At 71.2% G+C, this 25,867-nt stretch carries 20 protein-coding genes and 2 pseudogenes; 15 read left to right on the top strand and 7 right to left on the bottom strand.

The genetic code is table 11. The features are described from left to right. Positions 1-256 precede the first annotated feature (256 nt). From FY549_RS05120 to FY549_RS05145, 6 genes are all read left to right on the top strand, one after another. On the top strand, positions 257-1,753 hold the full coding sequence (locus FY549_RS05120; RefSeq protein ID WP_187614929.1) for a sigma-70 family RNA polymerase sigma factor: 1,497 nt from the start codon (positions 257-259) through the stop codon (positions 1,751-1,753). A 52-nt stretch (positions 1,754-1,805) separates the two neighbouring features. Continuing rightward, the gene (locus FY549_RS05125) at positions 1,806-3,884 is read left to right on the top strand and encodes a DUF11 domain-containing protein (protein WP_149084117.1); all 2,079 of its coding nucleotides are present in this window, start codon (positions 1,806-1,808) and stop codon (positions 3,882-3,884) included. 104 nt (positions 3,885-3,988) lie between these two features. Next, complete coding sequence (locus FY549_RS05130) at positions 3,989-5,356, top strand: DUF11 domain-containing protein (protein ID WP_149084118.1); 1,368 nt, start codon at positions 3,989-3,991, stop codon at positions 5,354-5,356. Positions 5,357-5,509: 153 nt separating this feature from the next. After that, on the top strand, positions 5,510-6,553 hold the full coding sequence (locus tag FY549_RS05135) for a DUF11 domain-containing protein (RefSeq protein WP_159463220.1): 1,044 nt from the start codon (positions 5,510-5,512) through the stop codon (positions 6,551-6,553). A 191-nt stretch (positions 6,554-6,744) separates the two neighbouring features. Continuing rightward, positions 6,745-7,410: a PIG-L deacetylase family protein gene (locus FY549_RS05140; RefSeq protein ID WP_062637470.1), complete on the top strand. Its 666-nt coding sequence runs from the start codon at positions 6,745-6,747 to the stop codon at positions 7,408-7,410. A gap of 38 nt (positions 7,411-7,448) precedes the next feature. Then, complete coding sequence (locus FY549_RS05145; RefSeq protein ID WP_149084120.1) at positions 7,449-9,428, top strand: glycosyltransferase; 1,980 nt, start codon at positions 7,449-7,451, stop codon at positions 9,426-9,428. Here the strand turns inward: FY549_RS05145 and FY549_RS05150 are convergent. Together FY549_RS05150 and FY549_RS05155 are read right to left on the bottom strand one after the other, a co-directional pair. Next, positions 9,413-10,165, bottom strand: a complete 753-nt coding sequence (locus FY549_RS05150) for an HAD family hydrolase (RefSeq protein ID WP_149084121.1) — start codon at positions 10,163-10,165, stop codon at positions 9,413-9,415. The two genes, FY549_RS05145 and FY549_RS05150, sit on opposite strands and share 16 nt — an antisense overlap. Continuing rightward, complete coding sequence (locus FY549_RS05155) at positions 10,162-11,784, bottom strand: UDP-N-acetylglucosamine 2-epimerase (protein WP_262381140.1); 1,623 nt, start codon at positions 11,782-11,784, stop codon at positions 10,162-10,164. The genes FY549_RS05150 and FY549_RS05155 overlap by 4 nt, the downstream gene beginning before the upstream one ends. A gap of 619 nt (positions 11,785-12,403) precedes the next feature. On the opposite strand from FY549_RS05155, the gene FY549_RS05160 reads away from it, so the two are divergent. Continuing rightward, a complete protein-coding gene (locus tag FY549_RS05160; RefSeq protein WP_062637462.1) occupies positions 12,404-12,892 on the top strand; it encodes a hypothetical protein in 489 nt (162 codons plus the stop codon). A gap of 7 nt (positions 12,893-12,899) precedes the next feature. Here the strand turns inward: FY549_RS05160 and corA are convergent, their stop codons facing one another. The 5 genes and pseudogenes from corA to FY549_RS16695 form a co-directional block, all read right to left on the bottom strand. After that, complete coding sequence (gene corA, locus FY549_RS05165; RefSeq protein WP_149084123.1) at positions 12,900-13,901, bottom strand: magnesium/cobalt transporter CorA; 1,002 nt, start codon at positions 13,899-13,901, stop codon at positions 12,900-12,902. Between the two features lie 307 nt (positions 13,902-14,208). Further along, a complete protein-coding gene (locus FY549_RS05170) occupies positions 14,209-15,003 on the bottom strand; it encodes an SDR family NAD(P)-dependent oxidoreductase (RefSeq protein ID WP_149084124.1) in 795 nt (264 codons plus the stop codon). A gap of 349 nt (positions 15,004-15,352) precedes the next feature. Continuing rightward, positions 15,353-16,291, bottom strand: a pseudogene (locus FY549_RS05175) (Gfo/Idh/MocA family protein); the annotation flags it as partial. Continuing rightward, the gene (locus tag FY549_RS05180; protein WP_159463654.1) at positions 16,288-17,307 is read right to left on the bottom strand and encodes a Gfo/Idh/MocA family protein; all 1,020 of its coding nucleotides are present in this window, start codon (positions 17,305-17,307) and stop codon (positions 16,288-16,290) included. The pseudogene FY549_RS05175 and the gene FY549_RS05180, both read right to left, overlap by 4 nt. Before the next feature lie 172 nt (positions 17,308-17,479). After that, positions 17,480-18,208, bottom strand: a pseudogene (locus FY549_RS16695) (ROK family protein); the annotation flags it as partial. Here FY549_RS16695 and FY549_RS16700 point away from each other — a divergent pair. The 8 genes from FY549_RS16700 (at position 18,089) to FY549_RS05220 (ending at position 25,849) form a co-directional block, all read left to right on the top strand. Continuing rightward, positions 18,089-18,382 carry a hypothetical protein gene (locus FY549_RS16700; protein WP_262381141.1) on the top strand — a complete coding sequence of 98 codons (294 nt, stop codon included), beginning with the start codon at positions 18,089-18,091 and terminating at the stop codon, positions 18,380-18,382. The pseudogene FY549_RS16695 and the gene FY549_RS16700 overlap by 120 nt on opposite strands. A gap of 276 nt (positions 18,383-18,658) precedes the next feature. Beyond that, on the top strand, positions 18,659-19,900 hold the full coding sequence (locus FY549_RS05190) for an ABC transporter substrate-binding protein (protein ID WP_149084126.1): 1,242 nt from the start codon (positions 18,659-18,661) through the stop codon (positions 19,898-19,900). Between the two features lie 67 nt (positions 19,901-19,967). After that, a complete protein-coding gene (locus FY549_RS05195) occupies positions 19,968-20,873 on the top strand; it encodes a carbohydrate ABC transporter permease (RefSeq protein WP_149084127.1) in 906 nt (301 codons plus the stop codon). Then, entirely contained in the window at positions 20,870-21,775 is a 906-nt protein-coding gene (locus FY549_RS05200) for a carbohydrate ABC transporter permease (RefSeq protein ID WP_149084128.1), read from the top strand. Before FY549_RS05195 ends, FY549_RS05200 begins: the two co-directional genes overlap by 4 nt. 21 nt (positions 21,776-21,796) lie before the next feature. Beyond that, a complete protein-coding gene (locus FY549_RS05205) occupies positions 21,797-22,831 on the top strand; it encodes an NAD-dependent epimerase/dehydratase family protein (RefSeq protein WP_149084129.1) in 1,035 nt (344 codons plus the stop codon). Further along, positions 22,831-23,916, top strand: coding sequence for a dihydrodipicolinate synthase family protein (locus FY549_RS05210; protein WP_149084130.1), 1,086 nt, complete (start codon positions 22,831-22,833; stop codon positions 23,914-23,916). The genes FY549_RS05205 and FY549_RS05210 overlap by 1 nt, the downstream gene beginning before the upstream one ends. Next, entirely contained in the window at positions 23,913-24,926 is a 1,014-nt protein-coding gene (locus FY549_RS05215) for a hydroxyacid dehydrogenase (protein ID WP_149084131.1), read from the top strand. The genes FY549_RS05210 and FY549_RS05215 overlap by 4 nt, the downstream gene beginning before the upstream one ends. Next, entirely contained in the window at positions 24,923-25,849 is a 927-nt protein-coding gene (locus FY549_RS05220; RefSeq protein WP_149084132.1) for a GNAT family N-acetyltransferase, read from the top strand. Before FY549_RS05215 ends, FY549_RS05220 begins: the two co-directional genes overlap by 4 nt. Positions 25,850-25,867: the final 18 nt, after the last annotated feature.

Raw genomic sequence — 25,867 nt, forward strand, 5'->3', positions numbered from 1 at the left:
GCGCGTAATCTCCCGCGCACCACGCCGTCCTGTGAGCGAGGGTGCGACGCCCCGGTGAACCCACCTCACCGCCCTCCCCGGCGCCGATCCCTCGGTGGGGGGGGCTTCTCCTCCCGGAGCCCGCCGCACTCCACAGGTTCGTGGCGAGGGGCCGCCGTCGGAGTCGATTCGGGGTAACGTGTAGCACGTTACTGCCGATCGGCAGCAACGCCCCATCCGTCCGCGTACGCGCTCTCACCTTCGAGAGGAGGCCATGGTGACCGATCATGCCGCGATCGCCGAAAGCAGGAGTGATCTCGCCGAAGTTCGGGACGGCGACCTTCTCGCGCAGACCCGGGAGGGCGATCCCCGCGCCTACGCGGAGTTGTGGGAGCGCTACGCGCCGATGGCCACCGCCGTGGCCCGCTCGTCCTGGTGGTCCTCCGACCCGGAAGACCTGGTCGCCGAATCCTTCACGCGCGTGTTCCAGGCCATCCGCTCCGGCAAGGGGCCGACGACCGCCTTCAAGCCCTACCTCTTCGCCACGATGCGCAACCTCGCCATCACCTGGGGACGATCCCGACGAGAGGTGCCCCTCGAGCACATGGAGGCCATCGAGGATCCTCGCACGAGCGACGCGGCGGCCGATGCCGACTTCGACGCCGATCTGGTGGCGCGGGCTCTCGTCGCTCTCCCCTCCCGCTGGCAGGACGTCCTGTGGCTCGCCGAGGTGGAGGGGCTCTCGATGCTGGAGATCGGCGCGCGCCTGGGCATCAGCGAACGAGCGAGCGCGGTGCTCGCCTTCCGTGCCAGGGAGGGGCTCCGTCAGGCGTGGATCACGGCGCATCTCGCCGAACAGCCGCCGACCGCGAAAGACTGCCGGTGGACGTTGAACAAGCTCGGCGCTCACACCCGCCGGCGGCTCACCGCACGAGACGACCAGCGCCTGCAGGCGCACCTCGACCGCTGCGACGACTGCGGTGCGAAAGCGGAAGAAGCACGCCGAGCGAGCTCCCGGATCTTCACGGTCCTCGTGCCCGGCGGAATCGGGGTCGGGGCCGCCGTGCAGGCGTGGCAATCCCTCACCGAGGGGGGCAGTGCCTCCGCCATGCCCACGTCGGTGATGGCCGCGTCGGTGGGCGCCCCCGTGACCGTCGCCCTCCCCGCGGGCGGATTCATCGCCGCGAAGGCCGGTCTCGTCGCGGTCGCCGCCACCGCCGTCGCGACCATCACCGTGGGCCTCGTCGCCGCGTCCCTCGACGACCCGACCGAGGTCATCGCCGACGCCGCCGTCGTTGCGGAGGGCGGCGGCGCTCCCACACCGGAGGCGTCCCGCCCATCCACGGCGCCGCCTTCCCGGTCGTCGGCGCCGACGCCGACGGCATCCGCCGCTGTCCCGACGGTCGCTCCGGAGACCGAGCCGGCCGCTCCCGCGCCCCCGGTATCGGCTCCGGCTCCGATTCCGCCGCGACAGACGATCGCGGCTCCGGCATCGCCCGTCATCCTCTCTCTCCCCTCGGAGATCGCCAGGAATCAGGTGCTCTCCTTCACGGTCCGGTGCGAACCCGGAGCCGCCCTGACGGTGTCCGCGTGGGACGTGACGATCGCTGCGGGCACCTGCGGCACGGATCAGCGATGGCAGGGAAGCGTCGACGTCAGTGCCTACCCGGTGCCGTCCGGTACCGAGATCATCCTCAGCTTCGCTCAGTCGAATGCGGCCGGGGTGTCCGCGACCGCGTCGGCGGGCGTCCTGGTCATGGACGCACCTCGGTGACAGTGCCATGCCCGTGCCGACATCATCACTCAAGCGACCGGAGGAAGAACCCGTGAAGTGGAAACGATCGAGCACGTCCCTGCTCGGACTGCTGCTGGCCCTGCTCGTGGCCGCCACCGCGGCGGGACCGGCCGCGGCCGTCGACGGCTCGGCCTCCGTCACCGTGCCGACGACCGCCCGCTTCGCGCTCGCAGACGGCACCGTCGCGACGGTGACGATCTCGGGAGCGGGCCCGCGGCGCTTCGCGGGCGAGACATCTCTCGCTGCTCTCAGCGGCACCGACGCGATGTACGCCGAGGGCGTCGTGGCGACGGACGTTCCGGCCGTCGGCATCCAGTCGTCGGCGAACTGCGGTGCGGCGCAGCGGTGCAGCGAAGGGCGGATCACGATCCGGTTCGACCGTCCCGTCGACGACCCCGCCATCCACATCGCCGAGTGGGGCGCCGGCGCCGGTTCCCAGTTCGCCAGCGATGGCATGCGCTTCGTCTCGAGTGACGGGGAGGCCAGCGGCGCCGTCGTCTCTCCAGGTGCGACGTTCGCGGATGCCGGCGAGGGGTATCTGCGCGGCGACCGTGGCATCACCTGCACGCGGGCCACCGCGCCGGGTGGGTGCGGGAGCTTCACCGTGCCGGGGACGAACATCACCACGATCGAGTTCGACGTCGCCCGATTCGCCCTGACGTCCGCGCAGTCCGGTTTCCTCGACGCCTACGCCTTCGGCGTCACGGCCTCGGCGACGCCGACGCCGGATCGTCCGGCGCTGACGCTGTCGAAGGTCGTGGACAAGACGGCGGCGGTCCCAGGAGACACGTTGGAGTACACGATCACGGTGGCCAACACCGGTGAGGCCGAGGCGCGTCAGGTGCCGGTGTCGGATGTGATCCCCGCCGGCCTCGGCGACGTCGTCGCCGATCAGGGAGCGAAGGCCTCGGGAGCGCAGCTGTCGTGGACGATCGACCGCATCCCCGCCGGTGGACGGACGAGCCTGCAGGTGACGGGGGTGGTGGAGCGCTCCGCCGCCGGCTCGACCCTCGTCAATCGGGCGACGGTGGGCACCCCGGCCGATGCGCCGGAGGGCACACCGGTGCCTTCCATCGCCACGCCCTGCACCGACGATACGACCGCCGCCTGCGCCCGCACCGTCGTCACCGCGTTCCCGGCGCTGTCCGTGTCGAAGACCGTCGACAAATCGGTCGCCGGTCACGAGGAAGCGCTCGCCTACACGATCGTCGTCGCGAACAGCGGCACGGCTGATGCCGTCGACGTGCCGGTCGTGGATGTGCTGCCCGCAGAGCTCGCCGCCGTGACGGCCGACCACGGCGGTGCGGTCGCCGACGGGCAGGTTCGGTGGACGCTGCCGAAGGTGCCGGCGGGCGGCGCGGTCGAGCTCCAGGTGACCGGGATCACGCCCACGGGCCTCGGCGAGGCGCTGATCGTCAACAGGGCCGCCGTGCGGAATCCGGCCGATGCCCCGTCAGGGACCCCGGAACCGGCCGTCCTCACCCCCTGCCCCGACGACGCCGGCCTGGCATGTGCGGTGACCACGGTGCCCGCACTGGCCACCCTGGAGATCGGCAAGACCGTCGCCCAGTCGACGGCACCGGCGGGGTCGATCCTCGACTATACGATCACGGTCGAGAACACGGGGCCGGGGGTCGCGGTGGACGTCCCGGTCGTCGACGACCTGCCGGACGGAGCCCGGTTCGTCAGCGCCAGCGCGGGCGGCGTCGCCGTGAAGGATCGCGCCGGCTGGATCGTGCCCCAGATCCGCCCCGGTGAGACCACGACCCTCACGCTCCGCGTCCAGGTGCCCCTCGGCACGACGGGGCCGGTGGTGAATCGGGCGACGGTCGCCTACGACCCGGTCATGCTCGACGCCCTGCGCGTTCCGGCCGCACGGCTCGGGGTCGAGTTGCCCGACAGCGTGTCGGAATTCCCCGCGCTGCCCCCGGTCGTTGCTGCCCCCGCGTGCGAGGACGACGCGTCCTGGTCCTGCGCGGTCACCACCCTCACGCCGTCGGGACTCGCCCAGACCGGGGCGACGTTCGGCCTCCTGCTCCCTGGTGCCCTGCTCGCGGCGGGTGGCGCCGTCTTCCTCCTCGTCGGGCGCCGCCGGCCCTCCGCCCGGTAATCGGGGAGACCGGGCAGGGACGGGCGTAATCGATCGCGCCCGTCCCTGTCTCTGTGTGTGGCGATGCACATCCGCTCGCCCCGTGTCAGGGAAGAAGGAAACCCATGGTGAAGAAGAAGTCCATCCTGAGGGGTGCTGTGACGGGAGGGCTGCTCGCCGTCATGGCGCTCGGCACTCTCGCCTCACCCGTGGCCGCCTCCGCGGCGGACGTGAGCGGCTGGTCGGGCACCGGCGACACGCGCACCGCCGCCGCAGCCGGCGCGACCGCGCGTATCACCGTCACCGACAAGATGCAGGTGAAGAGCTCGGGCGCAGCGGTCAACCTGGCCACCGTTCGGGACGGCGGCGAGCTGGGCCTGAACATCATCGGCCTGCCCGAGGGGTTCCCGTGTGCGCAGGGCAAGGAGTGCGTGCGAGGATCCGTCATCATCGACTTCGGTCAGCGGGTGACGAACCCCAAGATCAAGCTCGGCAACCTCGGCGGCGACGTCTTCACCAGCCCGGGCAACAGCGTCAACGGCACGGCGAAGTACACGCTCAGGACCGCGGGGGTCAGCCTCAGCTCCGTCGCGGGAAACCTCGACGTCACGGGCACCACGATCACCTCGAACGACTTCGGAGCGAAGAACGGCACCGTGCGCGTCAACGGCACCGTCTCGCGGGTCGAGTTCCAGGTCACCATGCGCTCCAAGGCCTCGTTCTTCGGGCTGCCCGTCTGGACCAAGGTGCCGAGCGACCTCCACAGCATCGACCTCGACATCGATGCACCGACCAAGCCGGTGCTCACGATCGACAAGAACGACCAGCAGACCGACGTCACGCTCGGACAGTCCCTGACGTACGACATCGTCGTGAAGAACACCGGGAACGGGACGGCGACGAACGTCGTCGTCAGCGACCCGCTTCCGGACGGACTCGACTTCGTCTCGGGCAGCGGCCCGGCCGGCACCACCGTGACGTCCTCGGGACGCACGATCAGCGCTGCCGTCGGTTCCCTCGCTCCGGGAGCGTCCGCGACGCTGAAGGTGAACGCCACGGTGAACCCGTTCGCCGCGCCGGGCGCGCTCACGAACCAGGCCTGCGTGATCGCGACGAACGCCGCGAAGGTCTGCGACGACGACGTCGACATCGTCAAGCGAGGCTACTTCCAGTACACGTTCAACCACACGCCGGGAGACCCGAAGCCGGGCGACACGGTCACGTACCGACTGGAGTACAGCAACAACGGCAACGTCGACTCGGCGAACGCAGAGATCGCCTTCGGGATCGGACAGATCCTGGACGACTCGACCTGGAACCCGTCGACCCTGTCCGCCTCCTCCGGTGCCGTGTCGTTCACGGGCGACACGATCGACTGGAAGGGCCCGCTGGCCCAGGGCGCGAAGGCCGTCGTGACGTTCACGGGTGAGTGGAACGGCGAGGGCGACGGTCTGGCGTTCCCTGACGTCAGCTACTACGGCGAAGCGCGCTGAGTCGCTTCTCGCCATGGCAGGGAGAGGGTCGCCGTCACGGCGGCCCTCTTCTGCGTTCTCCCGCGTAATCGATGCGGCCGGGTGGCGTTAAGGAGGGTGACTGAACGTGCACATCCCATGCTGCGCAACAGGAGATCAGAGAAAGGCACACACATGAAGATCAAGAAGATCCGGACGGGGCTCGGCATCACTGTCGGAGCCCTCATCCTCGGGGGCGTGCTCAGCACGGCACCGATCGCGGCGGTCGCCGCCGAAGCCGTCGCACCGACCTCGCTCTCTCCGGAAGGCGTGCAGCCGCGAGGCTACTACGGTGCGGGGACGCAGTCGCCGGGACGGACGCAGACCATCGCTCCCGGTGCGGAGTTCACCGAAGGCGCCAACGTCCTGCTGAAGTACGACGAGCAGGTCTCGGGCGTGAAATACCGCGTCGTCATGCCGGTGCCGGCGGGCTCCACGTTCGTCTCGGCGACCCAGGGCGGCGTGTACGACCCTGCGGCGAACACGGTCACGTGGATCTTCAACGGCAAGACGCCTGCAGAGGCCGGCGGCGTCACACAGGAGTCGAAGAGCTTCCGGGCGACGTTCCGGGCGCCGTCCGGCTCGTCCGAAGCCGTCCCCGAGAAGACGATCCAGAACGCGGCCGTGCAGTCGATGATGGGCGGCTCCATCACCGACTGGCGTCAGCAGTTCACGTACACCTACGCCCACACGTTCGCTGCCCAACCGGGCACCTCGGCCGACCTCGGGATCACCAAGGACGTCGATCGGCCCAAGGCCAACGTCGGCGACGCCGTGAGCTACACCCTGACGGTGACGAACCACGGGACCGCGGCGGTTCCGAGCTACACGGTCACCGACGCGCTGCCCGCCGGCATCGACACGTGGTCGTCCCCCACCTCCGGCGTCTCGCTCTCCGGCGGCACGCTGACGTTCGAAGGAGGCGCTCTCGCGGTCGGCGAGTCCAAGACGGTGATCGTGAACGGCGTCGTGCGTGAGCCCGGTGCCACCATCACCAACATCGCGAAGGTCACGTCGGGCACGACCGACAGCAACCCGTCGAACAACTCCGACGACGCGAAGGTCGAGGTCCCGACCGCGGGCGGCCCCGTGCCGCTGGGCGGAGTCGCCGGCGCCACCGTCCTCGCCGGCGCCGCGGCGACGGCGCTGACGATCTCGCGGCGCCGCAAGAGGGCCTAGCCCGCCACGCGGACCCCGGCGTCGACCGGGGTCCGCGCGGTCCGACACGATCCTGCCCCCCGTCGCCATGCCCGAGGGCGACGACTCAAGAGAACGATGAACACACGACAGAGGGAGGTCACGAGATGTGGAATCTCGGCGAAAGGTTGACGGAAGCGACGGGGGAGCGCGAGCGTCGAGGGGGAGGGGAGGTGGTCCTCGCCGTCGGTGCCCACCCCGATGACGTCGAGCTGGGATGCGGGGCGACACTCGCCCGCCACGTCGCGGCGGGCGATCGCGTGGTGCTGCTGGTCGTCGCCGACGGCGCGAGGGGAAGCGGTGCGGATGCGGCGACGCGGAAGCGCGAGCAGCTCGCTGCCGCGTCGGTGCTCGGTGTCGACGTGAGCTGGTTGGGACTCCCCGACGGGCAGGTGGGGGATTCCCCCGCGGGGCTGATCGAGGCCATCGAAGCCGTCGTGCGGATGGTCGGCCCCTCGATCGTGTACACCCACAGTCCCCAGGACTCGCACCAGGATCACCGTGCCACGGCCGCGGCGACGCTCTCGGCGTCCCGCAATGTCGCGCGGGTGCTGCACTTCGAGTCCCCGACCACCTCCGGCTTCGTTCCCACGGTGTTCACGGACGTGGAGGAGTACGTCACTCCCAAGCTCATGGCCCTCTCCGCGCACGCGAGCCAGGTCGCGCACAGTCGACGGGTCGACCTCGAGGCGGTCGAGGCTCTGATGCGCTATCGCGGCTTCCAGGGTGGCGTCACCCATGCCGAGAGCTTCGTGCCCCACCGCTTCGTGTGGGACGCCGCGCATCCGGAAGGCGCTCTGGACCGGGCGCTGGGAGCGTGGGACGAGATCGCGCTGTGAGCGGAGCGCCGTCGGACACGGTCGCTCGACTGTCGCCCATGAAGTGGAACGGCCCCGGCCTCCGGCGGCCCCCCTCGGCCCGCCGCCAGTACCGGTCGGCCAGGACGGAGCGCCGCATCTGGTTCTCGGCGCTGGCGGGGCTCGCGATCACGGCGATCATGGTCGGGCCGACGTGGGCGGTGGGGGCGGCCTTCGCCGTGGTGTCATTCATCTTCATCGTGGCTCTGGTGCGCACCCTCACCATCTCCTTCACGGCGGGGCGCGCGATGATGCACCGCCCGTCGGACGGTCCGCCGGCCGCGCGACGGACGATCTCGGTCCTGGTCGCGTGCCACAACGAGGACCGGGTGATCGATGACCTGATGGGGCATCTGCGCGCCACGGACTATCCCTCCCACCTGCTGCAGGTGATCGTCGTGGACGACAACTCGAGCGACGCGACGTTGTCCCACCTGCGGCGGTGGGAGGCCCGATGGCCGGAGCTCACGGTCCTGGCACGCGGCGCCGGGGCCAGCGGCGGGAAGAGCGGCGCGCTCAACGCCGCTCTCGCGAAGGCCACCGGTGAGATCATCGTCGTCTTCGACGCCGATCATCGCCCCGACCGCCGCTGCCTCCGCTACCTGGCCGCGGCCTTCGACGACGAGACCGTGGCGGCGGCCCAGGGACGGTGCGTGGTGCACAACACGGGGGACAGCATCATCTCGGAACTCGTCGCGCTCGACTACCTGGGCGGGTTCATCGTCAACGAGCGGGGGCGGACCGCCTACGCCGGGGCGCCCTCCTACGGAGGCTCCAACTGCGCGGTCCGACGCGACGTTCTCGTCGAGATGGGGGGATGGAACGTCATGTCGGTGACGGAGGACACCGACATCACCATGCGGATCTACCTGGCGGGGGCGCGGATCGCGTACGAGCCTCGCGCGGTGGACTACGAGCAAGCGGTCTCCGGGCTGTGGGCGTACATGCGGCAGAGGCACCGGTGGGCTCTGGGGCACCAGCAGGTGTTCCGCGACTATCTCGCCGCGATGATCCGTACCCGGTCCGTGCGCGGCGTGCAGAAGGCCGAACTCCTCTTCTACCTGGCGATCTACCATCTCCCGGTGATCTGCACCGTCGGGCTCGCGCTCATCAGCGTGGCCGGCCTCTTCGGCGTCACCGGGCCGGTCGCGCCGCCCGTGCTCGTCGGCCTCTGGCCGCTACTCGTGTGGGGTCCGCTGATCCCGGTGGGCATCGCGCTCGTCGCCGCCCGCGCTCCCCTGCGGCGCTTCCTCATCGCTCCCCTGCTCCTGCTGCTCGTGGTGCTCGGCGCGGCGATCGTCACCACGGCATGGGCGCGAGGGCTCTTCGGCCGGCGCTACTCCTGGGCGAAGACCGCCCGTGCCGCGCAGCCCGAGGCCGAGGCGATCGAGCTCTCCGACGACGTGCCGGTGCTGCCGGAAGGTTCGCTCCAGGAGGCCAGGGGCGAGCGCATCATCGCCCCGCCCCGCCGTGCACTACCGCGCCGGAAGCTCCGACCGAGCTTCCGGACGGTCGGGGTGACGGTCCTCACCGCGGCGGTCGGCTGCCTCGTCTACGTCGTGTGCGAGCTCTGGGTCCGGCGGCTCGAGACGAGCGCGGTGGGGGCGGTGCTCCGTCTCGGGTCGTTGCGCGCCGAGGCGGAAGGCGACAGGCTCTGGCTCTACGACCGCGACAGCACCCTCTACCTCCTGATCACGGACATCGGCTGTTCCATCGCCCCCGTGCTCCTGGGGGCGCTCCTCGTGTGCGCGGCGATGAGATCGCTCGCCCCGACGTGGTCCCTCGTTCTCGCGGCCGCGGCGTCCGCCGCCTTCGCCTTCTGTGCCAACGTGATCCGCATCGCGGCCCTGGCCGTCCTCGCGAACGTCGCCGGTTTTGACGCGATGCGCGTGGTCCACGACACGGTGGCGTCGGCTTTCGCCCTCGCAGCGGTGATGGCGGCGTTCATCGTCCTCGTGGCGATCCCGGCCCGCGCCGCCCGGATTCACGTCGACGGCTGAGGCGCACCGCCGTCGAGGAGCCGCCCGGCGGCGGCGATGTCCGGCACGCAGAAGACGTCCGCGGCGTTCCGACAGGGAACGCCGCGGTACTCGCCGGTGTGGAGTCGGATGACGCCCAGGTAACCGGCGGCGCGCGCGCCGACGACGTCCTTCTCCCAGCGGTCCCCGACGTGAATGATCGCGGAGGCGGACACGCCCAGGGCGTGGGCCGTCTTCACGAAGGGCCGCTCGTGGGGCTTGCGGAAGGCACGCCCGAGCTCGTCGGACACGGTGATGACGTCGAAGAGCGAACGGATCCCGAGGGCGTCGATCTTGTTGTGCTGGCCGCCCGGGGCGCCATCGGTGATCAGACCGATGGGGACGCCGCGGGACCGGAGCCGGCGAAGCGTCGCCACCGCCCCGGCATACGGCTGCAGCGTCGCCGCGCGGTAGCGATGGAAGGCGGTCACGAGCATGTCGAGCTGTTCGCGGTGCAGGCGGGGGAACACCGAGTCGATGATGCCGCCGCGGCCGGAGCCTGCGGCGGCGGCGGCCGACAGCCGGCGATACGTGTCGTCCGGGTCGGCGCCGACGGTCGACGACGCGGCGCGGGCGACCTGCCGCCACGCACCGTCCAGCCAGGACGCCTGGTCGTAGAGCGTGTCGTCGAGGTCGAAAGTGACGGCAGCGGGCATGGCCCCCGGCGACCGCGAGACGCCGCGGTCGCCGAGCACGGAGCAGGAAGGGACGGCGGTCATGCGAGCGGCACCGATCGTCCGACGAAGTCCGGCTCCCCCGCCTGCAGCAGCCGGCCCACGGCGGGACTCCCGATGATGCGGGAGATCTGCGCCCAGCTCGTGCCGTCGCCGAACGGCACCCGACGAGAGGACAGCAGCTCGAGCGCATGGCGCGATCCGAGGGTCGCGACGTGCGCGCGGACCACCGCGGCGTCCAGCCCCGCCAAGACGGCGAACCCGTCTTCGAGGCCCTCCCACCGGGGGGTGGATCCGCGGATGATGACCGTCGGGACACCGAACCACGCCGCCTCCTCCTGAAGACCGCCCGAGTCGGTGACGACCGCTGTCGAGCGACGGAGGACGTCGACGAGGTCCCGGTAGCCCAGCGGATCCGTGATCGTCGCCCCGGTCGCCGCCAGCCGATCCGCCAGGGCGTGATGGCGCAGCCTGTCCCTGGTACGCGGATGCACCGGGAAGGTGACGGGGTGGCCGTCCGCCGTCAGGCCCTCGACGACCTCGACGACGCGGAGCAGGGTCTCGCGTGCGTCCACCGACGTCGGTCGATGCGCGGTCACGAGGATCCCCTCCCGCTGGGTCACGGGCACGCGCTCGACGCCGCTCTGGGCGAGCGGATCCAGGCCCGGGTTGCCGACGACGGCGATCGCGGAAGCCGGGACGCCTTCCGAGAGAAGGGCCGCGGCCGCGCGCTGTGTCGGGGCGAAGTGCACGCGCGCGGCGGCGCCGACCATCCGGCGGTAGCCCTCCTCCCGGGAGAGCGGGTTGTAGGACCGCAGACCCGCTTCGACGTGGACCAGTGGGATCCCGCGGTCGATCGCGGCCAGAGCGAAGACCGGAACGGTCGCCGTGTCGCCGAGGACCACGACGGCTTCCGGCTGCTGGCGCTCCAGCACGTCGATCGCTTGAGTGACGAGGCTCCCGATCTTCTGGGGGTCGGCTGAGGGAAGTGTCCAGGACTCGTCCAGGGGCACCCCGAGCTCTGTCGCGAGCCCTGCACCGAGCGCCCCGTCGCCGTGCTGGCCGGTGTACACCATGTGGACGTCGTGATCCGTCAGGAGGCTGCCGCGCGCGCCCGCGAACTTGACCACCTCGGGGCGGGTGCCGAACGCCGCGAGGAGCCGGCGACGAACCGGCGCCTCGTCCCCCGGCCGGAGGAAGAGGCTGCTCCGGGAGACCGCGGGGGCGAAATAGCGGTTGACCACGGCGCCGGGGGTGACGCGCGACGAGATGGCCGGCAGACCCGAGGCGAGTCGGAGGTAGCCCCCGACGAGATCCGCCCCGGCGGCCAGGCTGATCCCCAGACCCCCCGAGAATCGCGGATTGACCTCCACGATGTGCACGTCGCCCTCGGAGGAGACGAAGCCCTGGGCGTTGCCGGGGCCGACGTACCTCAGTCCCCGGACCAGCCGCGTCAGAAGGCGGTCCACCTCGGCGTCGGTGAAGACCTGGCCGCTCGCACTGATCCCGCCGCGGACGGTCAGGCGCCACCGGGCGGCGGAGGCGACGACACGCGACCCCGTGTCGGCCAGGAAGTCCACCGTGAACTCCCGACCGACGAGGCGCTGCTGGACGATGCGCATGTCGTCGGCCTCGACGGGCAGGCTCGCCTCGTCGTCGTGCATGACCACGCCGCGGGAACCCCTGCCGACACGGGGCTTCGAGATCCATGGTCCCGGCGGGGTGTCTCGCCGACCAGTGAGGTGGGCGGGTGGGGGATCCCGAGGTCCTCCAGGGTGCGCGCGAAGGCGAGCTTGTCCTGGCACACGGCGATGGCCGCGGCGGGCGGCATGAGGACGCGTGTGCCGGCGGCGGCCAGGGCCTCGTGCGCGGAGGCCAGGACGGCGAGCTCCTCGGCCGTGGTCACGACGAGCACGTCGACCTCCCACGCCGAGAGCTGCGCCACCAGGGCCTCGAGATAACCGGGGGCGGCGGCGGCCGGCACGACCGCGCAGGCGTTCGCGATCGTCTGACCCGCGCCCTCCGCGGCGATGTCGACGGCGCCCACCCAGTGTCCGCGTCGCGCGAGATGTTCGATGACCGTCGTTCCCGCCGGACCGCCGCCGGCTGTGACTGCGATTCTCATGGTGATGTGATCCCTCCCGGATGTCGCGGCGACGGCTTCGCCCGTGCGCCACCGGTCAAGACGCCGAGAAGGGGATCCGATTACGCGCGCCGTCCGATCCGGTCGCCCTGGCGCTCTCGGCGCCCCCCCCGACGAGGGAAGTGCGGAAGACTGGGGACATGGCCTCCTCTGCGCTCGACTCCCTCCTGGCACGCATCGTCGAGAGCGGGGTGCTGGAAGATCCCGTCTCGGCGAACGGCCAGATCTCCGGGCGCGCGCTCATCGACGCGGCGGGGACGACGGTGACCGTGACGATCGACCTCGAACTCGAGGATCACCTCGACGGCGAGGTCGATCAGGACGGACTGCTCGACGGCGTCACCCGCATCCTCGGCGTGAACGAGGGCCGGTGGCGCGCGATCATCGACGAGGTCGCGGCGGACATCGACGATGCGGTCGACGACGAACCCGTGGCCGAGCAGACCGACCTGCGCGACGACCTCGAGGCGACCTCCGTGGTCGTCTTCGCGGACGCGCTCGTGCTGAGCTTCCTCGCCCCGAAGCAGTTCCCTGACTCGCGGGTCGTCGTCCAGGTGGACGAGGACCTCCAGGTGGAGGACGTCGAGGTCCGCGAGGGCGACGGGACTGCCGGCGTCGAGGGCGAGTGACCGCGGCTCACAACCACTTCTTGTACTTGAACACCCCGTAGAGCCCGACCGCGAACGCCGCCATGGCGCCGATCGCCATCGGATAGCCGAACGCCCAGTGGAGCTCAGGCATCACGTCGAAGTTCATCCCGTAGACGGTGCCGACGAGGGTGGGCGCGAAGATGATGGCCGCCCAGGAAGAGATCTTCTTGATCTCGTCGTTCTGGGCGAGTCCCGCCTCCGAGTGCCGCCGCGCGACGAGGGCCGACTGCACCGTGAGGGCGTTCTCCAGGATCGCGCGGAACGAGTCCACGCGCTCGTTCACGCGGATCGTGTGGTCGAGGACGTCGCGGAGCGAACGCTGGAGTTCCTCGTCGATGCGGTACTTCTCCGAGCCGCGGCGCAGCCACTCCAGCATGCCGCTCAGAGGATGGACGGCGCGCTGGAAGTTGATGACCTCGCGGGACAGCTCGTAGATGCGGCGGGACAGCGCGTCGTCGTCGCTGTCCCCGAAGAGCTGGTCCTCGATCTCGTCGATGTCGTTCTCCAGACCGGCGACGACGGGCTCGTACTCGTCCACGACCTCGTCGAGGATCGCGTAGAACACCGCCTCCGGTCCCATCGCGAGCAGCTCCGGATTCGCCTCCATCCGGCGGCGGACCGCCGCGAGGTTCGGTGACTCGGCATGCCGGATCGTCACCACGAAGTCGGGGCCGATGAAAAGATGCAGCTCGCCGAACTCGATCGACTCCTCCTTGTCGCGGTACCGCGCCGGGCGGAGCACGGCGAAGAGGGTGTCGCCGTACCGCTCCACCTTCGAGCGCTGGTGACCGGAGAGGGCGTCCTCGACGGCGAGCGGATGCAGATCGAACTCGCGCGCCACCGAGGCGACCTCCTCGGGGCTCGGCCGGTAGAGGCCGATCCACGCGATCCCGCCGGCGGCGTCCAGCAGGCGGTAGGTCTCGTCCAGGTTCTTCGGGGTCTCCACGCGACGTCCGTGGACGTACACGCCGTTGTCGATGAGCGCCATGATGCGGCTCCGTTCTCGCGGGCGCACGGACGCGAGGGTGCGTGCGCATTCGTCAGGGGGCGGGAGACGCCGCCGATGACTGCGAGGCGGGGTGCGCGAGCGCGGAGCGGGGGCTCAACGCGCGAGCGCAAGGAAGCGCGACGCAGCGAGGGCGGCGTCGTTACTATCGTCGGACATCGCCATCACCGCCTTCCGTGCTTCTCTCCGGGGTCTCGTACCCCGATGTGCCAGCATACTCTCGTCCATCGTCGAGCCGCGCGAACGGTTCCGTCCCGGCCCGAGGCGCAGCGCAGGGCGACGCGACGGGTCAGGGCACGATCGCGTCGATGTAGCCGCCGTCGACCCGGACCGCGGCGCCGGTCGTCGCCGAGGCGAGCGGGGACGCGAGGTAGGCGACCATGTTCGCGATCTCCTCCGGTTCGATGAGCCGCTGCAGCAGCGACTGCGGACGGTGCACGCGCATGAACTCTCGCTGCGCCTCCTCCCACGGCAGCTCGGGATCCACGAGCGAGTACACGAAGTCCTCCACGCCCCCGGTGTGGGTCGGCCCCGCAAGCACGGAGTTCACCGTCACGCCGGTGCCCGCGGCCTCCTTCGCGAAGCCCCGGGACACGGCGAGCAGGGCGGTCTTTGACATCCCGTAATGGATCATCTCCGCGGGGATCACGACCGCCGAGTCGCTGGCGATGTCGAGCACCCGTCCCCACCCGCGCTCCATCATGCCCGGGAGGGTCGCGCGGATGAGCCGGACGGCGGCCAGCACGTTCACGTCGAAGTACCGGCGCCACTCGTCGTCGGTGATGTCGAGGGCAGGGACCGCCCCGAAGATCCCGAGGTTGTTGACGAGGATGTCGACGTCTCCGGCGGCCGCGAGCACGGTGGCGGCGCCGTCCTCCGTGGTGACGTCGCCTGGCGCGGGGACGAGGTTCCGCTCCGGGTTCTCCTCCTGCAGCGCCGCGATGACCGACGACACGGTGTCGGCGTTCCGGCCGTTGACCGCGACTCGCGCTCCCGCGTCGGCGAGGGTCGTGGCGATGGCGAGCCCGATTCCCTGGGTGGAGCCCGTGACGAGGGCGGTCTTCCCGGTGAGGTCGATGCGCATGCTGATGTCTCCTCCGTGTCGCTGCTGCTTCCGGTGCAACGCCCGCCGCCCCCGTTTCATGCCCGCCCTGTCCGGCGGCCGGTGTCCGCGGGCCGGACTCGCGCCGATGCGCACCCGTCCTTGTGCGGGACGGGAAACGGGCCGCCGGGGGCCGAGACAGGTGCGTTTTCGATCCTGCACGCCGGGTACTCGTCCGTGCGGGTGGGTGCGGGACGGGAAAGGGGCCGGGGGTGCGTGCGGGAGGGACGAAAGTGATCCCGCACGCACTAGAGGGGATGGGGGTGCCGGCGCGGGAGGCCGACTCCTGGGCGGCCTTCACGATCTCGACGGTCCGGATGCCGACACCCGCGTCGGGCTGGGGCTGACGGCCCGCGCGGACCGCTCTCACGAACTCCTCGAGCAACAGGGCGTCGAGGTCGGCCCCGACCGGGGTCCAGGTCTCGCCGCGAGCATCGTGTCCGGCCACGCCCTTGGCGAAGGGGCTCACGGTCACGGTCCCGCGCTCGGCGACGACCTCGAGCGTGAGGCCGCCCCAGGTCGGCGAACTCATCGGCCAGCTCCACGAGCAGTCGATCGTGGCGACGACGCCGCTCGGGTACTGGATCGTGACGAGGCCGCCGGTCTCGACCGCGAGGTCCCGCTCTCCGTGCAGGATGCGGTTCGACACCGCCCGGACGGTCTGCGCGCGCTCGCCGAGGAGCTCGTCGAGGAGGTCGGCGCAGTGCACGACGTGGTCGACCAGGGCACCGCCGCCGGCGAGCTCGGGGTCGGTGAACCAGGCCCGGTCCTGCGGCAGCTTGCCGTTGTTGATGCCGGTGACGCCGAGGATCGCCCCGAGGCGTCCGCTGCGCAACTCGGCCACGGCAGCGCGCACGGCGGGGGAGAACCGCACCGGGTACGCCACCATGAGGAGCACGCCCGCGCGGTCACAGGCATCGCGCATCGCGATCGCGTCCTCGACCGTCGTCGCCAGCGGCTTCTCGCACAGCACGTGCACCCCCGCGGCCGCCGCCTGCTCCACCAGCGCGCGGTGACGGGAGTTCTCCGCGGCCACCACGACCGCGTCCGGACCCCAGGCGAAAGCCTCGTCGTAGGTCTCGACGTACGCGACCCCGAGCTCCGCGGCCAGGGCGCCGCCGCGCGGGGCGTCGTCCGGAGCGGAGACGCCGTCGGGGTCGGCGGCGAGGAGCTCGACGTCGGGCATCTGCTGCAGTGCGTGCACGTAGCTGAGGGCGTGCGTGTGCGCGAAGGACAGCACGGCGATCCGCAGCGGGCGGGGACTGGTCATCGGGTGGCCTCCTCGGCGACGGCGACGGCAGGGGACGAAGCGGGGAGGGTGACCGGTGCTCCGGAGGCGATCGAGGCGTAGGCCGCCTCGGCGACCGCGACCGCCCGGATCCCGTCCTCGGGAGTCACCGCGGCGTCGCGTCCCTCCGCGATGGCGGCCACGAAGTCCGCGATCTCCGCGTAGTAGGGACTCTCCTCCGGCGACATCGGGGGCAGGTAGTCCGTCGCGCCATCGACCACCACGGCATCCGTGCGCAGCGTGTGGTCCTCGGCGCTGTCGTAGCGCAGACGCCCTTCGGAGCCGGCGACCTCGACGCTCGTGCGGAACGGCATGCCCGGCTGCACCCAGCTCGCGTGCACGTGACTGATGACCCCGTTCCGGTGGGTGAGCACGACGTGCGCCGTGACCGGGGCCGGCACACGGTCGTCGACCGTCGGCGGGTTCTGCACGGCGGAGACGCTGTCGACCGGCCCCGCGAACCACAGCGCCTGGTCGATGTCGTGGATCATGAGGTCGCGGATGACGCCGCCACCCGCACGTTCCGAGAAGAACCAGGGTGCCTGAGGGGCCGAGCCGAGGCGACGGAAGCGCTGCACGGCGGGGGTGCCGATCTGCCCGGCGTCGATGCCCGCCTTGATCCGGGCGTACTCCCCCATGTAGCGGACGACGTGCGCGGGGAACAGCCGCACCCCCGCGGCGGCTGCGGCGGCGGTGACCTCGGCCGCGGCCTCCGCGGTCGCGGCGAGCGGCTTCTCGCAGATCACGTCGAGCCCGCGGGCGATGGCCCGAAGGGCGAAGTCGGCGTGGGTGCTGCTGGGCGTGACGATGTCGACGATGTCGACCCTCTCGAGGAGCGCGTCGACGTCGCCCACGACCTCGAACCCGTACTCCGCGGCGATCTCGTCCGCGCCCTCCTTCGAGGTGACGAAGCCCTGCACGCCGAGCGCCCTCCAGGCGTCGGCGTGCACGCGCGAGATCCCGCCCGCGCCGATGAGTCCGACCTTCAACGTGCTCACTGCTTCTCCTCGGTGTGGTCGCCGGCCGCGGGGTCGTGCGGCAGGGGGTGATCGGCGGGGCGGGCATGTCCTCGATGCCGTAGATGTCGTCCGGATGCCGCTGGAACGCATGCACGACGGCGCCGTGCGCGGCTGCTTCGGCTCCCAGCCGCGCCTCGGCGACGGGGACCTGGAACGGCAGGCCGAGATGCCCGGGCAGAGCGGCGCGCAGGGGGTCGAGGAGCTGCTCGTGTGCGGCCGAGAGTCCGCCGCCGATCACGACCATCGCGGGGTCGACCGTCATGATGAGGGTCGCGATCCCATGCGCGAGCTCGTCGATGAAGTCGTCGAGTTCCGCCCTGGCAGCCGGTTCTCCGGCGCGGGCGAGCGCGAACACCTCGGCGGCGGTCGGCGCGGCGCGCCAGGAGATCTGCCCTGTCTCGCTGTTCAGACCGCGGAACGCGAGACGGCCGATGTCTCCCGCCGCGTTGTGGATGCCGCGCCGCGGACGGCCGCCGAGGATGAGGCCCATGGCGATGCGGTTGCCGACCGAGAGGTAGATGACGTCGTCGACGAGCTGCGCGACGCCGAGGTGGTGCTCCGCGACGGCCGCGAGCCGCACGCCGTTGTCGACGGCCACGGGGCAGCCGAACGCCTGGCGCAGCTGCGAGCCGATGTCGATGCCGGACCACTCCGGGATCACGACCGACGTGGTCACGCGCCCGGCATCGTCGACGATGCCGGGCAGTGAGACGCCGATCGCGCGCAGGGGCGTCCGCGGCAGGGGAAGCGCGTCGAGGGTGTGCCGCACCTGGTCGATGACCGCGGCGAGTTTGGCCGGTCCGTCCGGCTGCTCGGCGACGCCCGGGAAGGCGCGCTGGGCGATGACGACGCCCGCGAGATCCGCGATCACGACCCGCACGCTCGCGACGCCGATGTCCACGCCGACCACGACACCGGCGGCGGCGTGGAACGAGTATCGCCGTGCGGGGCGACCCGCGCCGCCGCCGTTCTGCGCCGGGGCGTCGATGAGGAGCCCGGAGTCGGACAGCACCGTCACCGCGTTCTCGACGGAGGTGCGGGAGACCTCCAGTGAGCGGGAGAGGTCGCTGACGGTCGCCGGCCCGGCGTCGCGCAGCCGGAGTGCGGACCGCGCCACGATCGAGAGCGGACTGGTCGCGCCCATCGGGTCCCTCCTTCGTCTCCGCCGTTGGTGCGATCAAATTAGCACACCCGATTCTCAGATCGGGGTTTGTTGTTCACCGCCGAGAAACACGGGGGAAACACGGCTCTGGGAACTTGTGCTTGACGAATTATCCAAAGCCAATGTCATAATGAACCGTACTCAGCACGGTTTACGCAAAGGAGCACCATGCGCGTCAGCAAGATCACCGGCGTCGTCGCGGGAGTCGCGGCCGCCACCCTGTTGGCCGGATGTTCGGCCGGCGGAGGCAACACCGCAGAGGGCGAGCAGGAAATCACGGTCTGGCTCTACCCCGTCATCGCCGACGAGGCGGTGCACAAGGACTTCTGGGACTCGACCATCGAGGCGTTCGAGAAGGAGAACGAGAACGTCACCGTGAAGTACGAGATCTTCCCGTGGGCGAACCGCGACGAGGCCCTGCAGACGGCGATCGCCGCCGGCAAGGGACCGGACGTCGTCTACCTCATCCCTGATCAGCTCGCGGCGTACGAGAAGTCGATCGCCCCCCTCAACGACCTGCTCAGCGAGGAGCGCCAGGGCGACCTGCTCCCGAACGTCAAGGAGTCCGTCACGCTCGGCGGCGACATCCTCGGCGCCCCGATCCTCACCAGCGCACAGCCCCTCATCTGCAACGCCGCGGCGTTCGAGGCCGCCGGGGTGACCGAGTACCCGGAGACGTGGGACGACATCGCCGAGATGGCCCCGGCCTTCGTCGACAAGGGCATGTACGCCCTCAACTACCCGGCGTCCGCCGAGAACACCCTCAACCTCACCTACTACCCGCTGCTGTGGCAGGCCGGCGGTGAGGTCTACACCGAGGACGGCGAGGTCGGCTTCGACAGCAAGGCCGGCGAAGAGGCCCTCACCTTCCTGACCGACCTGGCCGAGGAGGGCGCGCTCGACCCGGAGGCCCTCACGACCAATGTCCCGCTGGAGCAGACCGCCATCGCGCAGGGCAAGGTCGCCTGCACCTGGAACAACGCCGTGACCGAGGTCGCACCGTTCTGGGGCGAGGAGAACGTCAAGGTCCTCGCGCCCCTGACCGACGAGGAGTCCGTGGCCTACGGCACCGTCGGCTCGCTGTCCGTGCTCAAGGGTTCGAAGGCCCCCGAGGCCGCGGCCGCGTTCGCGGAGTTCGCGACCGGCGCCGACGTCGTCGAGCCCTACCTCAAGGCCGCCGGCTTCTTCTCGGCGCTCAGCACGACCGAGCCCCTGTACGCCGACGACCCGCTGCTCGGCGAGGTCGAGAAGTACGTCCCCGACACCACGGTGGGTGAGCTCGACGCCAGCTCCCGCGCGCTCATGGGCGTGCTCTCGCCGGAGATCCAGGCCGCCCTGCTCGGCCAGAAGTCCCCGGCCGACGCCCTGAAGGACGCCGCGGCCGCCGCAGCCCCGCTGCTGCAGAAGTGACATCCAGGGGGCGTGCGGGTACCCGCCGCACGCCCCCTCTCTCCGCCCCCCACGTGAGGAATCGACAATGACGACGGCCACCACGGCGCCGAAGCCCGCAGGACGGGTCACCCGGGTGCTCGCCCGACGGGAAGCGCGCGTCGCGTTCCTGTTCGTGCTCCCCGCCTTCCTGCTGTTCATCGCCTTCCGCTTCGGCCCGAGCATCGCGGGTGTGGCGCTGAGCTTCTTCGACTACGACATCTCCGGCGAGATCGCCTGGCGCGGCCTGGACCACTTCCAGCGGCTGGTCGCCGACCCGCTGTTCTGGCGGGCGCTGGGGACCACCCTCATCTACACGGTCTTCGCGGTGCCGATCGCGCTCGTGCTGTCGACGATCATGGCCCTCGGCGTGCGCCGCGCCTTCCGCGGCGCTCGGTTCTTCCGCTCGATCTTCTTCCTCCCCGTCATCACCTCGCTCGTGCTGGCCGGCTCGATTTTCGTCTGGATCTTCTCCGCGAACGGCCCCTGGTCCGCGCTGATGACCCCGCTCGGCCTCGGCGGCTCCTGGCTCGGCAGCACCGTGCTCGTGATCCCGGCGATCGTCGTGGTGGGCGTCTGGTCCCGGTTCGGCTACGGGATGATGATCCTCATCGCCGCCCTGCAGGACGTGCCGCGCGAGCTGGAGGAGGCGGCGCTGGTCGACGGCGCGAACGCCTGGCAGCGCTTCCGGTGGATCATCCTCCCGCACCTGCGCCCGACCTTCTTCTTCCTCGCGGTGATCGAGACGACGGCCGCCTTCCAGGTCTTCGACGTCATCTACGTGATGACCCAGGGCGGACCGGCGAACGCCAGCTACTCGCTCGTCTACATGCTCTACGACCAGGGCTTCCGCTACTTCGACTACGGCTACGCGGCCGCGGTGGGCGTGGCCCTGTTCATCATGACCCTCGTGGTCGCCCTCATCCAGCGCCTCGTGATCGGAAAGCAGAAATGACCGCCCTCCTGCAGCCGCCGACGCAGACGACGCCGCCGGCCCCGCGTCCCGCCGCGCGGAAGCGCCGCTCGTTCCGCGCGCTCGAGCCGACCGGCTGGGGCATCGCCGTCCGCTGGATCTGGCTGAGTCTCGCCGGCATCCTCAGCTTCTTCCCCTTCTACGCGATGGTCGTGCTGAGCCTGAAGCCGGGCATGGTCGTCGAGCTCCCGGGCTCCCTGCTCCCCTGGAACGACATCTCCTTCGAGGCGTACGAGCAGGTGCTCGGCGGACAGAACATCCTCGTGTGGCTGTTCAACACGCTCGTCTACTCGCTCGTGTCGGTCGTGGCCGTGCTCTTCCTCTCCGCACTCGCCGGATACGCCTTCGCCAAGAAGCGCTTCCGCGGCAAGGAGGTCATGTTCTGGTCGTTCCTCGCGATGGTCATGGTGCCGTTCCACGTGACGCTGATCCCGACGTTCATCCTCATGGCGAACCTCGGCGGCATCGACACCTACTGGGGCCTCATCCTGCCCACGCTCGCGAACGCGCAGGCCGTCTTCCTCATGCGCCAGTTCATCCAGGGTCTTCCCGACGAGCTGTTCGAGGCCGCCCGCATCGACGGCGCCGGCGAGTTCCGCATCTTCCTGCGGATCGTGCTCCCGCTGTGCAAGCCGATCCTCGCGACGCTCGGGATCTTCGTCTTCCTGTGGCACTGGAACGACTTCCTGTGGCCGCTCATCATCGCCAAGTCCAACTCGATGTTCACCCTCAGCGTGGGCATCTCGTCGCTGCAGCAGCAGGATGTGCCGCTCAGCACCATGCTCGCCGGCTCCGTCGTGGCGCTGCTGCCGATCTTCCTCGCGTACCTCATCGCTCAGCGGTACGTGCAGGAGGGCGTCACCGGCACCGGGATCAAGGGCTGAGAAGAAGGGAACCGCACGACAATGACGCAGTACGCATTCGCCTCCGAGGCCGAACTCGAGGAGGCGCTGGCCACCCCGAGCGACGGGCTCGTGGCCGACCTCGCCCGGGGGTCGGGAGACCTCGTGATCCTCGGCGCGGGCGGCAAGATGGGACCGACCCTGGCGATGCTCGCCCGACGCGGCCTGGATGCCGCCGGTCGCACGGGCGACACGGTGTACGCGGTCTCCCGCTTCGGCGACGCCGCCATCCGTGAACGCCTCGAGGCCGCGGGGGTCCGCGTCGTGCCGTTCGACCTCATCGAGAACGACGACCTCTCCGGCCTCCCCGACGCCCCCAACGTGGTGTTCATGGTGGGCGCGAAGTTCGGTGCGGCGACCAACGCCTCCTGGGCCTGGGAGGTCAACGCGGCTCTTCCCGACCGCATCGCCCGGCGCTACCGCGACAGCGCGATCTCGGTGCTCTCCACCGGGAACGTCTACCCGTTCGTCCCCGCCTCGTCCGGGGGCGCCGCCGAGGAGACCACGCCTGCCCCGATCGGCGAGTACGCCCAGTCCTGCCTCGGCCGGGAGCGCGTGTTCGAGTTCGGTGCTCAGGAGCGCGGCACGAAGGTCGCGATCATCCGTTTGAACTATGCCGTCGACCTCCGCTACGGGGTACTCGCCGACATCGGCAGCGCGGTGCACGCGGGGGAACCCGTCTCGGTCGCCACCGCCAACGTCAACGTGATCTGGCAGGGCTACGCGAACGAGGTCGTGCTGCGCAGCCTCGTGCACGCGTCCACCGACCCCTTCGTCATCAACCTCACCGGTCCCGAGCTGCTCAGCGTCTCCTCGATCGCCCGCCGCTTCGGCGCGCTGTTCGAGCGCGATGTCGAGATCGTCGACGAGCCGCAGCCGACCGCGCTGCTCAGCGACGCCCGGCGCTGCATGGCCCTGTTCGGCTACCCGTCGGTCTCCGCCGAGGAGCTGATCGGCATGCAGGCCGACTGGATCCGCGACGGGCTGCCGATGATCGCCAAGCCCACCAAGTGGGCCGTGCGGGACGGGAAGTTCTGATGGCCGACTCCGCTGGGCGGACGGCGACCGTGCCGTCGCTGCGTCCTGAGGCCGCCGCGACCCTGGCCCGCGGCGCCGTGATCCCGGCGCACCCGCTCGCCCTCACCGCCGCGCGCACGCTCGACGAGCGGCGACAGAGGGCCCTGTCCCGCTACTATCTCGACGCCGGCGCCGGCGGCCTCGCCGTCGGCGTGCACACGACGCAGTTCGAGATCCGCGACCCGGAGCACGCGCTCTTCGAGCCGGTGCTCGCCCTGGCCGCGGAGGAGATGGACGCCCGTGGCGATGCGACCCTCGTGCGCATCGCCGGAGTGGCGGGCGACACGGCCCAGGCGGTCGCCGAGGCGGAGCTCGCCCGCTCCCTCGGCTACGACGCCGTGCTGGTGAGTCCCCGCGTCGCGGGTGCGGACGAGCGTGCCCTGCTCGACCGCGCCCGCGCCGTCGGCGAGGTGCTGCCGCTGGTCGGCTTCTACCTGCAGACCGCGATCGGCGGTCCCGTGCTCGACCGCGAGTTCTGGCGGGAGTTCGCCGCGATCCCGTCGGTCGTCGCCGTGAAGGCCGCGCCGTTCGACCGCTACCGCACGCTGGAGCTGGTGCGGGGCGTGGCCGCCTCGGGGCGTGCCGACGAGATCGCGCTGTATACCGGCAACGACGACGCGATCGTCGCGGATCTGCTCTCCGAGTTCCACGTGGACTCCCCGTCCGGGCGGCGCACCCTGCGGTTCGTCGGGGGGCTGCTGGGCCAGTGGGCGGTCGGCACGCACGCGGCCGTCGCGCTGCTCGAACGTGTGCACCGGGCCTTGGCGGGAGACGCGGACGCCTACCGCGAGGTGGGGCGCCGCGCCTCGGACATGGTCGACGTGAACCAGGCCGTGTTCGACCCGGGCAACGACTTCCACGGGGTCATCGCCGGGGTGCACGAGATGCTCCGCCAGCAAGGGCTCCTCGAAGGCATCTGGTGCCTCGATCCCGCCGAGGGCCTCTCGCCGGGGCAGGCGGAGGAGATCGCCCGCGTGCGGCGGGCGTATCCCGAGCTCAACGACGACGCGTTCATCGCCGAGAACCTCGAGGCCTGGCTGCGATGACCGCCGGGACGAGCGCTCCGACCGTGGTCGCGGCCTGCTCCGCGGAGCTGTTCGCCGAGTTCTTCTCGCCCGGCGATGCGACCCGCCTGGAGGCCGTCGCGGCTCGGCTCGGTGGGACGTTCGTGCGCGTGGACCGGCTCGCGGAGGCAGTGCTCGACGAGGCGCGCGTCGTGGTGACGAGCTGGGGCGTTGGTCCCTTCGACCACGCGGTGCTCGCCACGCTCCCGAAGCTCGAGCTCATCGCGCACACCGGTGCCACGATCAAGCCCTTCGCGACCGACGCGCTGTTCGACCGCGGAGTGCGGGTGACGCAGGCCGGAGCCGGGATGGCGCGGTCCGTGGCGGAGGTGTCGCTGACCTTCACGCTCGCCCTGCTGCACCGGGTACCGGAGATGCACGACGCCCTGCGCGCCGGGGACGGGTGGTGGGACGCGGACGCCGTCGGGGTGCAGCACGAGATCCTCGGCGCGCCCGTCGCGGTCATCGGCGCCTCCCGGACCGGCCGGGCCTACCTCGAGCTGCTCCGTGCCCTGGGCGCCGAGCCGCTGCTCGTCGATCCCACGATCGACGCGGCCGAGGCCTCGTCGCTCGGCGCGGAGCTCCTTCCGCTCGACGATGCGCTCCGCCGCGCGCAGATCGTCGCCGTGCACGCCCCGACGCTGCCCGAGACACATCACCTGATCGGGACGCGCGAACTCGCCTTGATGCCGGACGGCGCGGGCCTGGTGAACACGGCGCGCTCGTGGCTCGTCGACGAGGCCGCCCTGCTCGCCGAGCTCCAGCGCGGCCGGTTGAGCGCCGCGATCGACGTGTTCGACGAGGAGCCCCTGCCCGCGGACAGCCCCTTCCGCTCGGCACCGCGCGTGCTGCTCACCCCGCATCGCGCGGCCGGGACCGTGGAGGGGCGGCTGCGCCAGGGGCGGATCGTCGCCGACGAGCTCGACGCCTTCGCCGCGGGGCAGCCCCTCCGGCACGCCGTCGACCGCGCCCAGCTCTCCTCGATGGCATGAGCGCCGTGGTCGTGCGGTCGGCGCGCGCGGAGGACCAGTCCGCCCTCGTGGCGCTCTGGGCGGCTGCGTTCACCCCAGCCCTCGCCCCGGACCAGTGGCTCGTGGACGCCGAGCGGCTGAGCCACACGCTCGTCGCGGAAGACGACGAGGGCGTGTGCGGGTCGATCTACGGACTGCCGAAGCGCCTGCGGGAGACCGCTGGCGGCGTGGCACAGGTGCACGCGATCGGCAGCGTGGCGGTCGCCGAGCGAGCCCGCGGTCGCGGTCTCGCGCGTCGGCTCGTCGCCGCCAGTCTGGACGAGGGACGCGACGCCGACTGGGCGCTGCTGTTCACCGGGACCCCCGAGGTGTACCGGTCCAGCGGGTTCCTGACCTTCTCGATGCCGCGCACGATGGCCGGGCCGTGGACGGCGCCCGAGGCGGTCGCGGAATCCGACGCGATCGCACGGGAGTCCGTGGGGCTGGGTGTCCTCGGAACCGTGCGCGATGCCTACGAGCACTCCCGCGCGGGCGGCATCGTGCTCGCACCGGTGCGCAGCGACCGCGACTGGACGATGGCGGAGGTGCGGCTGCGCGGCGCGACGCTGTATCGGCAGGTCGACGACGGTGCGACGGTCGGCTATGCCGTGGCGGAGGTGCGGGACGGTGTCGGGCTGCTGCACGATAGCGCGGTCGGTCCCACGGCAGGGGATCCTGCCGCGGTGCGTGGAGCCGTGCTCGACGCGGTGGCCGCAGACTGGGCCGCAGCGGGCGTCCGTGTCTGTGAGCTGGCCATCCCCGCGCTCGCCGCGGAAGAGGCCGCCGTCCGGGCGTTCGCTCCGGCGGCCGTGCGCCAGGACGACCGCACCGGGATGATCCGCCCGCTGCGCCGCGAGGCCCGGGTGGACGGCATCCGCCACTTCACGGCGGGCGACTACTTCTGAGCATCCGCTCGGAGAGCG

The organism is Microbacterium sp. 1S1 (genome assembly GCF_008271365.1).
GTDB lineage: Bacteria > Actinomycetota > Actinomycetes > Actinomycetales > Microbacteriaceae > Microbacterium.